Below are 14,284 nucleotides of genomic sequence, written 5' to 3'. Positions count from 1 at the left end.
ATGGGAGAAAATTTAAAACCAAAAACTAACGAGAAAGATTTCCAATTCACAAAAAATCATAGACGTTTACTCTATGGTTCAGTCTTTTTAATGGCTACGTCAGCAATTGGACCAGCTTTCTTAACACAAACAGCAGTATTTACAGCAGAATTTTATGCTAGTTTTGCTTTTGCAATATTGATTTCAATCATTATTGATATTGGCGCTCAAATAAATATTTGGCGTGTACTTGTAGTAACTGGTTTACGAGGACAAGAAGTATCAAACAAAGTGTTACCTGGTTTAGGTACAGTCATTTCATTGTTAATCGCTTTTGGGGGATTAGCGTTCAATATAGGTAACATTGCCGGTGCAGGTCTAGGATTAAACGCGATGTTTGGACTAGATATTAAGTGGGGCGCTGCTATCACAGCGATATTCTCTATTTTAATATTTGTAAGTAAAAGTGGTCAAAAAATTATGGACGTTGTATCAATGATTCTAGGTGTGGTTATGATACTTGTAGTGGCATATGTCATGGTGGTATCTAATCCGCCATATGGAGAAGCATTGGTTCGTACAGTAGCACCAGAACATCCTATTAAATTGATTTTACCAATTATTACTTTAGTTGGTGGTACAGTTGGAGGATACATCACGTTTGCTGGAGCACATAGATTGCTTGATTCAGGTATGAAAGGTCAACAGTTTTTACCATTCGTCAACCGCTCTGCTATTGCTGGTATCTTAACTACTGGTATTATGAGAACGTTACTTTTCTTAGCAGTATTAGGTGTAGTGGTAACTGGTGTAACTTTAAGTGCAGATAATCCACCAGCATCAGTATTTGAACATGCTATAGGACCTATTGGTAAAAACATCTTTGGTGTAGTTATCTTTGCTGCAGCTATGTCATCTGTAATTGGTTCTGCATACACTAGTGCAACGTTCTTAAAAACGTTACATAAATCGATGGTTAATAAAAATAACCTTATCGTCATTATTTTTATTGTTGTATCAACTTTAATCTTCTTGTTTATTGGTAAACCAGTAAGCTTATTGATTATTGCAGGAGCTATTAATGGTTGGATTTTACCTATCACATTAGGAGCTATCCTTATCGCAAGTCGTAAGAAATCAGTTGTCGGAGACTATAAACATCCAACTTGGATGCTAGTATTCGGTATACTTGCGGTAGTAGTTACAATTATTACTGGAATATTCTCATTACAAGATTTAGCCACTCTATGGAAAGGCTAATATACTTGAGCAGGCTGAGACAAATATCAAATGTCTCAGCCTTATTTTTATTTTTAAAATTAAAGAACCACTATTTATCGTGTAATTAACTTATCTTGGTCGTGATGACTATAAAATTATGATAAAATAGCTTATGCTAAGATGAAGATAGAGGTGTAAATATGATTGGAATTATAGGAGCTATGGAAGAAGAAGTAGCTATTTTAAAAGATAAATTAGTAGAGTTGAGTGAAATTACTTCAGCTCATGTAAAATTCTACAGAGGTAAACTAAACAATAAAGAAGTGGTACTAACTCAAAGTGGAATAGGTAAAGTTAACGCAGCTATTTCAACAACTTTATTGATTGAAAAGTTTAATCCCCAAATTATCATTAATACGGGATCTGCAGGTGCTTTAGATGAGAGTTTAGCAGTAGGTGATATTTTAATTAGTAATGAAGTGATTTATCATGATGCTGATGCTACTGCTTTTGGATATGAATATGGCCAAATACCTCAAATGCCTGCGAAATTTAGTGCAGATTCAAAACTATTAAAATTAACTGAACAAATCGTTATTAATCAAGATTTAACTGCTAAAGTTGGTCCAATTGTTAGTGGCGATAGTTTTATTGGCAGTGCGGAGCAACGTTTAAATATTAAACGACAATTTCCAACTGCTATGGCTGTTGAGATGGAAGCGACAGCAATCGCACAAACTTGTTATCAATTTAAAGTACCATTTATTGTTACACGTGCTGTTTCAGATTTAGCTAATGGAGAAGCTGAAATGTCTTTTGAAGAATTTTTAGGAAAAGCAGCTCAATCATCAAGTAAGATTGTAGAAAAGTTAATATCTGAACTATAAAAAAATATTAAAGGTGAAGATTATGGGGTTAATTAAAAAATATTTCATGCCAAATGATTATGTTAAATCTGTTTTTGAAATTGATATTGAAAAATTAGCAAAAGCAGGATTTAAAGGCATTATTACAGATTTAGATAATACATTAGTAGGATGGGACGTAAAATCTCCTACTATTGAAGTTAAAGAATGGTTTAAAAAAGCCAATGATTTAGGTATTACTATCACTATAGTTTCAAATAATAATGAAGAACGTGTATCAAGTTTTTCTAAAGACTTGAATGTGGATTTTATCTTTAAAGCACGTAAACCTATGGGTAAAGCATTTAAAAAAGCAATTAAGCATATGCAAATTCAACCTAAAGAAACAATTGTTATTGGCGACCAAATGCTTACAGATGTTTTTGGTGGTAATCGCAATGGTTTATATACTATCATGGTTGTTCCCGTGAAAAGAACTGATGGATTTATTACGAAATTTAATAGAATAATCGAACGTCGTTTACTAAATTATTTTAAAAATAAAGGATACATTAAATGGGAGGAAAATTGATTGGATGAAACTTTAAAATGTATAGGTTGTGGAGCACCTCTTCAATCTGAAGATAAAAATGCACCTGGTTATGTGCCAGAACATAATTTATTTAGAGAAGATGTGATTTGTCAACGTTGTTTTAGACTTAAAAATTATAATGAAATTCAAGATGTTGGGATGGACAGCGACGACTTTTTAAATTTATTAAACGGATTAGCTGACCGCAAAGGAATTATTGTCAACGTCGTAGATATCTTTGATTTCGAAGGGTCTTTTATCAACGCTATTAAACGTATTGTAGGTAATAAAAAGATTATTTTAGCAGCTAATAAGCTTGATTTACTACCTAAACAAATTAATAAACGTCGTGTAAAAGAATGGCTAAAAAGAACAGCGAGAAAATACGGATTAGAGGCCGAAGAAGTGATATTAATATCTGCTCACAAAGGTTGGGGAATTGATGATTTATTAGCGGCAATCGATCACCACCGTGACAATAATGATGTCTATATCGTCGGCACTACAAACGTAGGGAAATCTACGCTCATTAATAAGTTGATTGAACAAAGTGTCGGAGAAAAAGATGTCGTTACTACTTCAAGATTCCCAGGTACTACTTTAGATATGATAGATATTCCACTTGATGAACGTACATTTATGTATGATACACCGGGTATTATTCAAGCACATCAAATGACGCATTACGTGACTGAAAAAGAATTAAAAATTGTTGTACCTAAAAATGAGATTAAACAACGTGTCTTTCAACTAAACGAAGGGCAAACTTTATTCTTTGGCGGGTTAGCAAGAATTGATTATGTAAGTGGTGGAAAACGTCCATTAGTGTGCTATTTTTCAAATGATTTAAATATTCATCGTACTAAAACTGAAAAGGCAAATGACTTATGGCGTAATCAAATTGGCAATGTCTTAACCCCTCCAAAAGATGCTAAGAATTTTGATATGAGTAATATTAAAGCAGTCCGATTAGAAACGGGTAAAGAAAAAAGAGATGTGATGATTTCTGGATTAGGCTTTATTACTATTGAAGCAGGCGCAAAAGTAATCGTTAGAGTTCCAAAGAATGTTGATGTAATATTACGTAACTCTATAATGTAAGGTGGTAATTTAAATGAAATATGCTGTAATAGGTGATCCAATCTCACATTCATTATCTCCAATCATGCATAATGCTAATTTTCACTCATTAAACATGAATGATTCATATGAAGCATTGCATATTCCAGTAGAACGTTTTAATCAAATACGCGAAATTATTGAAGAAAAAGATATTTCTGGTTTTAATATTACCATCCCACATAAGGAACGTATCATTCCTTTTTTAGATGAAATTGATGCACAATCAGAAACTGTAGGTGCAGTCAACACTGTGAAAATAGTAGATGGCAAATGGATTGGATATAATACTGATGGTCTAGGTTATGTAACTGGCTTAAAACAAGTATATCCAGATTTAGAAAATGCTTATATTTTAATTTTAGGTGCTGGGGGGGCGAGTAAAGGTATAGCAAACGAATTGAACAAGTTCGTCCAACCTAAATTAACAGTTGCGAATAGAACAATAAGTCGTTTTGAATCTTGGACATTAGATGTTAATGCGATTTCACTTGAAGAAGCTGAGACTCATTTAGATGAATTCGATATTATTATTAATACGACTCCTGCAGGTATGGATGATAATAAAGAACATGTCATTAGCTTAAAACATCTATCACCAAATACATTGGTAAGTGATATTGTTTACATTCCTTATAAAACGCCTTTCTTAGAAGAGGCTGAAGCTAAAGGAAATCAAATTTATAATGGCCTGGATATGTTCGTCTATCAAGGTGCAGAAAGTTTTAGAATTTGGACTGGAAACCAAGCAAATATTCAAGAAATGAAATATGCAGTACTAAAAAATTTAAAAGGAGAATAATATGCTTACAGGAAAACAAAAAAGATATCTAAGAAGTTTAGCTCATAATATTGATCCTATTTTTCAAATTGGTAAAGCTGGTATTAATGAAAATATGATTGCTCAAATTGATGATACACTTGAAAATAGAGAACTTATTAAAATTCACGTATTACAAAATAACTTTGATGATAAAAATGAATTAGCAACTACTTTAAGTGAGGCTACTAATAGTCAAGTTGTGCAAGTAATTGGTTCAATGATTGTCATTTATAGAGAATCTGAAGAAAATAAAGAAATCACTTTACCTTAAGTTATGGTAAAAAAAATCGTTTTATATGGCGGTCAATTTAATCCGATTCATACTGCACATATGCTAGTAGCTAATGAAGTTCATTCTATTATTAAACCTGATAAATTCTATTTTTTACCAAGTTATATGGCACCTCTTAAAAGTCATGATGATTATTTAGATGCTAAATTTAGGATGAAAATGATTGAAATGGTTATAAGTGACCTTGGCTTTGGCGAAATCTGTGAAGCTGAATTACAAAGAAAAGGTCAAAGTTATACGTATGATACTTTAAAAGATTTGGTTAATATTGAACCTGATGCTAAATACTATTTTATTATTGGCACTGATCAATATGAGCAATTAGATAAATGGTATAAAATCGAAGAATTAAAACAGTTAATTACTTTTATCATTGTTAATCGTGGCGTAAATCATCAAACAGTTGACGAGGATATGATTTCTATTACTATTCCTCGTATGGATATTAGTTCTTCTATGATTAGACAACGCGTAAAAAATAAAGAAACTATAAATGTCTTAGTCCCCCGAAAGGTTAATAACTATATTAGAGAGGAAGGATTTTATGAAAATTAAAAAAGCTGTTGAATTAATAAAAGATAAATTACCTGAAAAAAGATTCAAACACTCATTAAGAGTCGCTGAAACAGCAGTTAAACTAGCAGAAATTTATGATGGTGACAAAGATAAAGCAGAATTAGCCGGCGTCTTACACGATTATTGCAAATATGATGATTTAAGTACGATGTATCAAATCGTACGCCAACACGATTTAGATAGCGAATTATTAAGTTATGGCAGCGAAATTTTACATGGCCCAGTGTGTGCAGCAATTATGAAGTCTGAATATAATGTTCAAGATGAAGAAGTTTTATTAGCTATTAAAAACCATACTACCGGTCGTAAAGAAATGACTAAAACTGAAAAATTAGTTTTTATTGCTGATTACATTGAGCCTGGAAGAAAGACCCCCGGAGTTGAAGAAATCCGAGATATGGCATACAATCAAGGTAGCTTAGATAAAACAATTTATGAGATATCTAAGCGCACAGTTTTATTTTTAATTGGTAAAGATATTACAGTATTCGGCGCAACGATTTCATGTTTAAACTATTACAATTATAGTGATCAAAAAATAAAGGATGATTAAATGAATTCAGAAGAATTATTAAATATTGCTGTCAATGCGACAGAAAACAAAAAAGCGGAAGATATCGTTTCTCTTAGTATGCAAGGTATCAGTGATATGACTGATTACTTTGTGGTTTGTCATGGTAATAATGAAAGACAAGTACAATCAATTGCTAGAGCTGTTAAGGAAGCTGCTCATGAGCAAGATATCGATGTTAAACGTATGGAAGGATATCAAAGTGCTCGTTGGGTATTAATTGATTTAGCAGACGTTGTAGTACATATATTCCATAAAGATGAACGTAATTACTACAATATTGAGAAATTATATCAAGATGCGCCAATAGAAACATACGAACAGGCAGTTTATTAATATGACTCAGTATGTTGAAATGAGTACAGTATACGATCAATTAACTTTAGATCAACCTTATGACAAGTGGTTTTCTATAGTTAAGCATTATGCACAGCCTTTTACAGACAAACTTGATGTACTAGATATCGGCTGTGGCACAGGAAGTTTAACATCGTTACTTACTTCTATTGGAACGGTTACGGGAATGGATTTAAGTAGTGAAATGCTATCCATTGCTGCTAATAAATCTAATCAAGTGACTTGGTTAGAAGGAGATATGACCGATTTTTCATTAAATAAAACGTTTAATGTCATAACAATATTTTGTGATTCACTGAATTACTTACCAGATGATGAAGAAGTACTTCACACGTTTAATTGTGTATATAATCATCTATCAGATTCTGGAGTTTTTATTTTTGATGTTCACACTATTTTTAAAATGAACACGCTATTCAATAATCAATGTTATATAGATGAAACCAATGATACTTTCCTTGCTTGGGAAGCAATTGTTGGTGAGGAGCCTTATAGTGTCTATCATGATATGAGCTTTTTCATTAAAAATACTGATGGTAGTTATCATAGATTTGATGAGTCTCACTATCAAAGAACTTTTGAAGAGCAACATTATCGTAATTTATTAAATCAAGCTGGCTTTTCTAAAGTTGAAACATTTGTAGATTTTGATATTAATAATCATGATGAAAATGGAGAAAGACTATTTTTCGTCGTTAATAAATAATTTTTAAAGTAAACTCGTTTCCTTATACGTTTATATATATAAGGAGATGAGTTTTTTGTTTAATAATATAAATGACATAATGAATTTTATTCTGAAATGGAAGGTTCAAATTATAATTGCAATTAGTATTATATTAATTGGTGTTTTCTTAATATTTTTTAAAGGAGGGGATATTTCAGAAACAAATTTGAACAATGACCTAGTAAATACTTCAAATAATGATAGTAAAATTTCTAATCAAGGAGTTAACAATCATCACAAAAATAAAAAAGGTGTAGATGATAATTTAGATAAAAAGGACTCAGAAAATAAAACCGTTTTAGTTGATGTCAAAGGTGCTGTTGAGAAACCTGATGTTTATGAAATGAAAAGCTCTGATAGGGTTAATGATGTGTTAAAAAAAGCAAAGTTATTAAAAGAGGCTGATGTCACTCAAATTAATTTATCTGAAAAGTTGACTGACCAAAAAATGATTAATGTTCCTTCTAAAAACGATGTAAATAAAAATTCTTCTAGTCCACCTTCTAGTATCAATTCAAATGGAAAAAATTCTACTCAAAATAAAGTAAATCTGAATACTGCTACTGAAAGTGACCTCTTAAATATTCCAGGAATAGGACCGACAAAAGTTAAAGAAATTTTAGAATATAAACAAAAAAATGGCCAGTTTAATAGTGTTGATAATCTTAAAGATATCAAAGGTATTGGAGGTAAAACTTTCGAAAAAATAAAAGATTACTTTACAGTTTAAAAATAAAATAGTAATTTGATAAATAATCAACTTAAAATAATATGTTAATCGTAGTCTTAATTTTTAATTTACTATGTCTATAGGCTTAAACTATAATATTAGTTAATATACACTTTAATGGAGTTGAAAATTATGGAAAGAATCAAATGGGATGAATACTTTATGGCCCAAAGCCATTTATTGGCATTACGTTCAACTTGTCAACGTCTTTCAGTGGGGGCTACAATTGTAAAAGATAATAGAATCATTGCCGGTGGTTACAATGGATCAGTGGCAGGAGAAGTTCATTGCATTGACGAAGGTTGTTTAATCGAAGATGGTCATTGTATTCGTACAATTCATGCTGAAATGAATGCATTACTTCAATGTGCAAAACAAGGTGTATCTACTGAAGGTGCTACTATATATGTAACTCATTTTCCTTGTCTAAACTGTACAAAGTCAATCATTCAAGCTGGTATTACTAGAATATATTATGCTCAAGATTATCATAATCATGAATATGCACTTAAATTGTTAGCTCAGTCAGGAATAGAGCATCAGCAAATTAATTTTTCAGCTGAAAAGGTTGCTCGATATTTAGTAAATTAATAACTTATGATTTATATTGCTTTAAGTTTATTATCTGGAATTTTGTGGATTCACTTAAAAGTATTTTCACTATTCCTTATAAGTTTATTAATTTTCCTCAGTCTTCAAAAACAATTTAATTTTAACTTTTTCATTTTATTAATTATAAGTTTCATTTTTGGGATATTAGTAGCAGAACATAATATAAACGCAAGCGCTAAACTTAACCAATATTACAGTATGCATCAAATTATAAATAGGGAAGTAGTATTTAACGGTATGGTTAGCCAAACTAAAAATCAGTTTAAAGGCGAATTTAATATTGATGGTATTGAGTATTCGTTTACATATATAAATAAGAATCATAATATAATAGCGAGTATGCTAGAGCATAGTGCTTGTCCAATTAAGGGAACCCTTTCAAATGTTATTAATGATAAGGCATATGTATTCATTAAAGAAATTAATTATAAACAATGTCATGTGCTTGTTCATGATAATTTTATTGAGCGACATATAAAATATATTACAAATAAACTTCAGCATAGTAATTTAAAAAATCCTGAAAAAATATTAGCATTAATTACTGGTGATATGAGCGGGATAGATAAAGAGTATTTAGAAAAAGTCAAAACAATAGGTATTTATCATTTACTTGCTGTGAGTGGTTCTCATATTGCTACTATATCCTTCTTAATACACCAAAGTTTAGTGAGATTCAATATTCCAAAATTGCTGATAAAATTAGCTATAATCTTAGTGCTTATTCTTTTCGCTTTCTATACTGGCTTCGCCCCAAGTGCTTTAAGAGCAATTTTGGCTACAATTATATTTCTAATTATTCCTCATCGGTTTAAACTTTCTTCACTAGATATTTTAAGTATTGTGTTTGTTGGTTTAACAATTAGCTACCCAACAATAATATATGATATTGGTTTCCAATTTTCCTTTTTAATATCATTTTTTATACTTCTATCTTTACCACTAATTAATTCGTTGTCTCACTTACAAAGTCTTTTATTTCTAACATTTATCGCTCAGTTATCTTCCTCAATTTTAAGTATATATCATTTTAATCAACTTCAATGGATTGGACTATTTTCAAATTTAATTTTTGTCCCTTTTTATAGTTTCGTTATCTTTCCTTTATCAATATTTGTATTTATTATTTATCACTTCGTTAATAATGTTAACTTTATTAACAATCTCATGAACAATATTTTTGATTTTCATGATGTTATTCTAAAATTATTTCTTATATTTAAAAATGAACAAATATTTGTTGCCTCAACTTCTCCAATTAACTTACTAATCTACTTTTTACTTTCTCTTTTAAGTTTTGTTTTTATTTGCCACAAGAAAGTACTAGCAAGTTTTCTAATTCTGTTAGTCTATATAGTAGCAATCTTATTCAATTCTCAACCATATCACAGTACAATTACTTTTTTAAATGTAGGGCAAGGGGATAGTTTATTGTTTCAAACTAATAAAAATGAAACTTTAATGGTTGATACTGGAGGAAAAGAATCTTCAAATAATCAATCCGATAATCATAACATTTCAAAATATCATATACTCCCTTCTTTAAAATCTAAAGGTATATCTTCAATCGATTATTTAATCCTTACACATCCACATGCTGATCATATTGCTGAATTTCCTTACTTGGCTAGTCATATTAAAATTAAAAAATTATATATTAATGTTTACAGTTACTCAAAAGAACAACTCTCTCGAATAAGAATGATTTGTGATAAGAATAATATCAAATTATTTGATGCAGCAAAGATTGATACCATTCATTTATCAAATAGTAATATATCTTTTCTTCATTCTTATATACCAATGAGTGAGGATAAAAATGAACAAAGTATTGTTTTATTAGTTAAATATAGAAAGATTAATATATTATTAATGGGAGACGCGACAAAAAATAATGAAACTGTATTACTTAAAAAATATGACTTACCTAAAGTAGATATTTTGAAAGTAGGGCATCATGGCAGTAAAACGAGTAGTTCGCTCCCATTTCTTGAAAAAATTCATCCCTCTATAAGTGTCATATCTAGTGGGAAAAATAATAAGTATCATCTTCCTAATCAATCTACAATTGATTCTCTTTTAAAATTAGACTCTAAAATTTTTAATACTCAAAATGATGGCGAAATTTCTATTGATCTCGATAATCACTTTAGTACCTCTTTTAATTAATTATTGAAAATTAGTGATAATAATTGTCTCATGATATAATATGTAAACGTGTAAAAATTAGAAAGGGTGCTCATTACTATGGGAAATAATATAGTGGCCGTTTATGGAGAAGTACCAGAGCTTGTTGAAAAGAAGAGCAATGAAATTGTAAATGACTTTTTAAATGAAGAAAAAGATGATTTTAATTATATAAAATTTAATCTTTATGAACATAGCATGTCTAATATTATTGAAGAAACATTAACTATGCCTTTCATTTCAGAGAAAAAAGCAATTGTTGTTAAAAATTCTTTTATTTTTACAGGCGAAAAAGTTTCAAAAGATTTAACACCTAATAATGATCAAATTTTAGAATTTCTTAATAAATATGATGGCGAGAATCTTATCATTTTTGAAATTTATCAAAATAAATTGGATGAACGAAAAAAGATAACTAAAACGTTAAAACAAAAGGGCAAACTTTCTAAAGTTGAACAAATGTCTGAAGAAGAAATTAAATCTTGGATACAGAATAAACTTTATGAAAACTATAAAGATATTAAGCAAGATGCATTAAATTTATTTATTGAATTAACAGGTATAAATTTCAACATCGTGTCACAAGAATTAGAAAAAATCATCTTATTTTTAGGTGATAGGGCAACAATAACCAAAGAGGATGTTAATTTAATCATTAATCGTAGTTTAGAACAAAACGTTTTTTTATTAACAGAATATATTCAAAAAGGGCAAAAAGCTAAAGCAATTTCACTTGTAAAAGATTTAATTATCATGAAGGAAGAACCTATAAAGTTATTGGCATTAATTACGAGTAATTATAGATTGTATTATCAATGTAAGATACTTTCTCAAAAAGGCTATAGTGGTCAACAAATTGCTAAGACAGTTAATGTACATCCATATAGAGTGAAACTTGCTCTTACACAAGTAAGACACTACCAATTAAATCAGCTTTTAAATATCATTGATAATTGTGCTGAAACAGACTATAAACTAAAATCATCTTATATGGATAAACAATTGATACTTGAATTGTTTATTTTATCCCTATAAAAAAAGTTCAAGCGCTAAGCTTGAACTTTTTTAAAAAATTATTTACTTGATGACATTAATTGTGATTTAATGCGATCAGCTTTATTTGAATGAATTAAGTTACTTTGTGAAGCTTTATCAACTGATTTGATAGCGAAGCTAACTAATTCAGCTTTATTATCAGCGTTATTAGCGATAGCTGATTTAGCGTTTTTCACTGCAGTACGCATAGCGTTTTTTTGTGAAATGTTACGAGCTTCAGCGCTTTCAGTTGTTCTCACACGTTTAATAGCAGATTTAATATTTGGCATTACTGTCACCTCCTAAAAGTGAGCTTTAGCATATCAAATTTTATTTTGATTACAACAAGAAATATTTTATCAAAACATATATGTTTGTGCAATCATTAATTGAAGTTAAACGATTTTATTTAGAAATTAAATCGTATTTGCTATTGGAAAGCCTAATTCAACACTTTATAATTGAAGTATAAATTAACAACTAGTTCGTTGAAACATGTTAATTATAAATTATAAAGTTAAAATATTATAGTTTATCTCAAATTTGCAATTAAGTTTTAAAAACGATATTATATCAAAGATGTATACATATACGGGCTAATTTTATGAAAGTGAGAATGATAGGTTATGGATATGCAAGAACGCTATAACAGAAGAGAGACTATCCGAAATTTTTCTATAATTGCTCATATTGATCATGGTAAATCAACATTAGCAGATAGAATTTTGGAGAACACAAAATCTGTAGAAACAAGAGAAATGCAAGACCAATTATTAGATTCTATGGATCTTGAAAGAGAACGTGGCATTACAATTAAATTAAATGCAGTACGATTAAAATATGAAGCGAATGATGGAAAAACATATACGTTCCATCTTATTGATACACCAGGACACGTAGACTTTTCTTATGAAGTATCTAGATCATTAGCCGCTTGTGAGGGTGCAATTCTTGTTGTTGATGCTGCACAAGGAATCGAAGCGCAAACATTAGCAAATGTTTATTTAGCTTTAGATAATGAATTAGAATTACTACCTGTTGTTAATAAAATTGATTTACCTGCTGCTGAACCAGAAAGGGTAAAACAAGAATTAGAAGATGTTATTGGTTTAGATCAAGATGACGTTGTATTAGCAAGTGCTAAATCAAACATCGGTATAGAAGAAATTTTGGAAAAAATCGTCGAAGTTGTACCTCCTCCAGAAGGTGACCCAAGTGCACCTTTAAAAGCACTTATATTTGATTCTGAGTACGACCCATATCGAGGCGTTATTTCATCAATTCGAGTAATGGAAGGCGTTGTAAAAGCTGGCGATCGTATTAAAATGATGGCTACTGGTAAAGAATTCGAAGTAAGTGAAGTAGGTATTAACACACCGAAACAGTTGCCTGTTGAAGAATTAACTGTTGGTGATGTTGGTTATATTATTGCAAGTATTAAAAATGTAGATGATTCTCGTGTGGGTGATACAATTACTCATGCTGAGCGACCTGCAGAGGCGCCTTTAAAAGGTTATAAAAAAATGAATCCTATGGTTTATTGTGGATTATTCCCAATAGATAATAAAGACTATAACGATTTAAGAGAAGCACTTGAAAAACTTCAATTAAATGATGCTTCATTAGAATTTGAACCTGAATCATCTCAAGCGCTTGGTTTTGGTTTCAGAACTGGTTTCTTGGGTATGCTTCATATGGAAATTATTCAAGAACGTATTGAAAGAGAGTTTGGAATTGAATTAATTGCTACTGCTCCATCTGTAATTTACCAATGTGTGATGAAAGATGGTTCAGAAGTTACTGTAGATAATCCAGCTCAAATGCCGGAACGTGATAAAATCGAAGCTATCTATGAACCATATGTTCAAGCAACAATGATGGTTCCTAATGATTATGTAGGTGCAGTAATGGAACTATGCCAACGTAAACGTGGACAATTCATCAATATGGATTATTTAGACGATATTCGAGTAAATATTGTTTACGAAATCCCATTATCAGAAGTCGTATTCGATTTCTTTGATCAACTGAAATCAAATACTAAAGGTTATGCTTCATTTGATTATGAATTCATTGAGAATAAAGAAAGTAATCTTGTGAAAATGGACATTCTGTTAAATGGTGACAAAGTCGATGCTTTAAGTTTCATCGTTCATAGAGACTTTGCCTACGAAAGAGGTAAAGCTTTAGTTGAAAAATTAAAAACATTGATTCCTAGACAACAATTTGAAGTACCTGTTCAAGCTGCTATCGGACAAAAAATTGTAGCTAGAACTAATATTAAATCAATGGGTAAAAATGTTTTATCTAAATGTTACGGTGGGGATATTAGCCGTAAACGTAAACTTTTAGAAAAACAAAAAGCAGGTAAAGCTAAAATGAAAGCTGTAGGTAGCGTAGAAATTCCTCAAGACGCTTTCTTAGCTGTCTTAAAAATGGATGACGAATAGAACATTAATGTGGTTAAGACAATCATAGGTACTGTATATAGAGAGGCTGAGACAAAATAAAATGTCTCAGCCTTGGTTAAAATTAGGTGTTAAACTTACTGTTTCTACTTAATTAAAACTACTGAACTTATGTACCTTCGTCTTAACCTTTTTTTATTCGAGAATTTA

The 14,284-nt window shown here is 30.3% G+C and carries 16 protein-coding genes; 15 read left to right on the top strand and 1 reads right to left on the bottom strand.

Annotation, left to right across the window (positions count from 1 at the left end; translation table 11 throughout):
- The 14 genes from E2558_RS04565 to holA all read left to right on the top strand — a co-directional run bounded on the left by E2558_RS04565 (nt 1) and on the right by holA (nt 11,666).
- Nucleotides 1–1,239 (top strand): NRAMP family divalent metal transporter, encoded by a 1,239-nt coding sequence (locus tag E2558_RS04565; RefSeq protein WP_126567014.1) that lies wholly within the window; start codon nt 1–3, stop codon nt 1,237–1,239.
- 161 nt (nt 1,240–1,400) lie between these two features.
- Entirely contained in the window at nt 1,401–2,087 is a 687-nt protein-coding gene (mtnN, locus tag E2558_RS04560) for a 5'-methylthioadenosine/S-adenosylhomocysteine nucleosidase (RefSeq protein ID WP_126567013.1), read from the top strand.
- 22 nt (nt 2,088–2,109) lie between these two features.
- Nucleotides 2,110–2,637 (top strand): YqeG family HAD IIIA-type phosphatase, encoded by a 528-nt coding sequence (locus E2558_RS04555; protein ID WP_126567012.1) that lies wholly within the window; start codon nt 2,110–2,112, stop codon nt 2,635–2,637.
- Complete coding sequence (gene yqeH / locus E2558_RS04550) at nt 2,638–3,738, top strand: ribosome biogenesis GTPase YqeH (RefSeq protein ID WP_126567011.1); 1,101 nt, start codon at nt 2,638–2,640, stop codon at nt 3,736–3,738.
- A gap of 13 nt (nt 3,739–3,751) precedes the next feature.
- Nucleotides 3,752–4,558, top strand: a complete 807-nt coding sequence (gene aroE, locus E2558_RS04545) for a shikimate dehydrogenase (protein ID WP_126567010.1) — start codon at nt 3,752–3,754, stop codon at nt 4,556–4,558.
- Nucleotide 4,559: 1 nt separating this feature from the next.
- A complete protein-coding gene (gene yhbY, locus E2558_RS04540; protein WP_126567009.1) occupies nt 4,560–4,850 on the top strand; it encodes a ribosome assembly RNA-binding protein YhbY in 291 nt (96 codons plus the stop codon).
- Between the two features lie 3 nt (nt 4,851–4,853).
- Nucleotides 4,854–5,426 (top strand): nicotinate-nucleotide adenylyltransferase, encoded by a 573-nt coding sequence (locus tag E2558_RS04535; protein ID WP_126567008.1) that lies wholly within the window; start codon nt 4,854–4,856, stop codon nt 5,424–5,426.
- Entirely contained in the window at nt 5,416–6,000 is a 585-nt protein-coding gene (gene yqeK / locus E2558_RS04530; protein WP_126567007.1) for a bis(5'-nucleosyl)-tetraphosphatase (symmetrical) YqeK, read from the top strand. Before E2558_RS04535 ends, yqeK begins: the two co-directional genes overlap by 11 nt.
- Nucleotides 6,001–6,354, top strand: a complete 354-nt coding sequence (rsfS, locus tag E2558_RS04525) for a ribosome silencing factor (RefSeq protein ID WP_103298677.1) — start codon at nt 6,001–6,003, stop codon at nt 6,352–6,354.
- A gap of 1 nt (nt 6,355) precedes the next feature.
- On the top strand, nt 6,356–7,081 hold the full coding sequence (locus E2558_RS04520) for a class I SAM-dependent DNA methyltransferase (protein WP_126567006.1): 726 nt from the start codon (nt 6,356–6,358) through the stop codon (nt 7,079–7,081).
- Nucleotides 7,082–7,127: 46 nt separating this feature from the next.
- Complete coding sequence (locus E2558_RS04515; protein ID WP_226386328.1) at nt 7,128–7,832, top strand: helix-hairpin-helix domain-containing protein; 705 nt, start codon at nt 7,128–7,130, stop codon at nt 7,830–7,832.
- 132 nt (nt 7,833–7,964) lie between these two features.
- Nucleotides 7,965–8,423, top strand: coding sequence for a ComE operon protein 2 (locus E2558_RS04510; protein WP_126567004.1), 459 nt, complete (start codon nt 7,965–7,967; stop codon nt 8,421–8,423).
- Nucleotides 8,424–8,429: 6 nt separating this feature from the next.
- The gene (locus tag E2558_RS04505; protein ID WP_126567003.1) at nt 8,430–10,613 is read left to right on the top strand and encodes a DNA internalization-related competence protein ComEC/Rec2; all 2,184 of its coding nucleotides are present in this window, start codon (nt 8,430–8,432) and stop codon (nt 10,611–10,613) included.
- A 78-nt stretch (nt 10,614–10,691) separates the two neighbouring features.
- On the top strand, nt 10,692–11,666 hold the full coding sequence (holA, locus tag E2558_RS04500) for a DNA polymerase III subunit delta (protein WP_126567002.1): 975 nt from the start codon (nt 10,692–10,694) through the stop codon (nt 11,664–11,666).
- A gap of 38 nt (nt 11,667–11,704) precedes the next feature.
- Here holA and rpsT read toward each other — a convergent pair whose 3' ends face one another.
- On the bottom strand, nt 11,705–11,956 hold the full coding sequence (gene rpsT / locus E2558_RS04495; protein ID WP_103298117.1) for a 30S ribosomal protein S20: 252 nt from the start codon (nt 11,954–11,956) through the stop codon (nt 11,705–11,707).
- Nucleotides 11,957–12,292: 336 nt separating this feature from the next.
- Here rpsT and lepA point away from each other — a divergent pair, with 336 nt between their 5' ends.
- Nucleotides 12,293–14,116, top strand: a complete 1,824-nt coding sequence (gene lepA, locus E2558_RS04490; RefSeq protein WP_126567001.1) for a translation elongation factor 4 — start codon at nt 12,293–12,295, stop codon at nt 14,114–14,116.
- Nucleotides 14,117–14,284 lie beyond the last annotated feature (168 nt).

Origin of the sequence: Staphylococcus pragensis, from assembly GCF_004785665.1 — a bacterium.
GTDB classification, from domain to species: domain Bacteria; phylum Bacillota; class Bacilli; order Staphylococcales; family Staphylococcaceae; genus Staphylococcus; species Staphylococcus pragensis.
Note: the sequence above shows the minus strand (reverse complement) of the source record. Positions and strands in the feature narration are given on the sequence as shown.

What these genes read in the sequence shown, in the direction of transcription:
- E2558_RS04565 (WP_126567014.1), top strand. Translation starts at nt 1, where the DNA reads ATGGGAGAAAATTTAAAACCAAAAACTAACGAGAAAGATTTCCAATTC.
- mtnN (WP_126567013.1), top strand. Translation starts at nt 1,401, where the DNA reads ATGATTGGAATTATAGGAGCTATGGAAGAAGAAGTAGCTATTTTAAAA.
- E2558_RS04555 (WP_126567012.1), top strand. Translation starts at nt 2,110, where the DNA reads ATGGGGTTAATTAAAAAATATTTCATGCCAAATGATTATGTTAAATCT.
- aroE (WP_126567010.1), top strand. Translation starts at nt 3,752, where the DNA reads ATGAAATATGCTGTAATAGGTGATCCAATCTCACATTCATTATCTCCA.
- yhbY (WP_126567009.1), top strand. Translation starts at nt 4,560, where the DNA reads ATGCTTACAGGAAAACAAAAAAGATATCTAAGAAGTTTAGCTCATAAT.
- E2558_RS04535 (WP_126567008.1), top strand. Translation starts at nt 4,854, where the DNA reads ATGGTAAAAAAAATCGTTTTATATGGCGGTCAATTTAATCCGATTCAT.
- yqeK (WP_126567007.1), top strand. Translation starts at nt 5,416, where the DNA reads ATGAAAATTAAAAAAGCTGTTGAATTAATAAAAGATAAATTACCTGAA.
- rsfS (WP_103298677.1), top strand. Translation starts at nt 6,001, where the DNA reads ATGAATTCAGAAGAATTATTAAATATTGCTGTCAATGCGACAGAAAAC.
- E2558_RS04520 (WP_126567006.1), top strand. Translation starts at nt 6,356, where the DNA reads ATGACTCAGTATGTTGAAATGAGTACAGTATACGATCAATTAACTTTA.
- E2558_RS04515 (WP_226386328.1), top strand. Translation starts at nt 7,128, where the DNA reads ATGAGTTTTTTGTTTAATAATATAAATGACATAATGAATTTTATTCTG.
- E2558_RS04510 (WP_126567004.1), top strand. Translation starts at nt 7,965, where the DNA reads ATGGAAAGAATCAAATGGGATGAATACTTTATGGCCCAAAGCCATTTA.
- E2558_RS04505 (WP_126567003.1), top strand. Translation starts at nt 8,430, where the DNA reads ATGATTTATATTGCTTTAAGTTTATTATCTGGAATTTTGTGGATTCAC.
- holA (WP_126567002.1), top strand. Translation starts at nt 10,692, where the DNA reads ATGGGAAATAATATAGTGGCCGTTTATGGAGAAGTACCAGAGCTTGTT.
- rpsT (WP_103298117.1), bottom strand. Translation starts at nt 11,956, where the DNA reads ATGCCAAATATTAAATCTGCTATTAAACGTGTGAGAACAACTGAAAGC.
- lepA (WP_126567001.1), top strand. Translation starts at nt 12,293, where the DNA reads ATGGATATGCAAGAACGCTATAACAGAAGAGAGACTATCCGAAATTTT.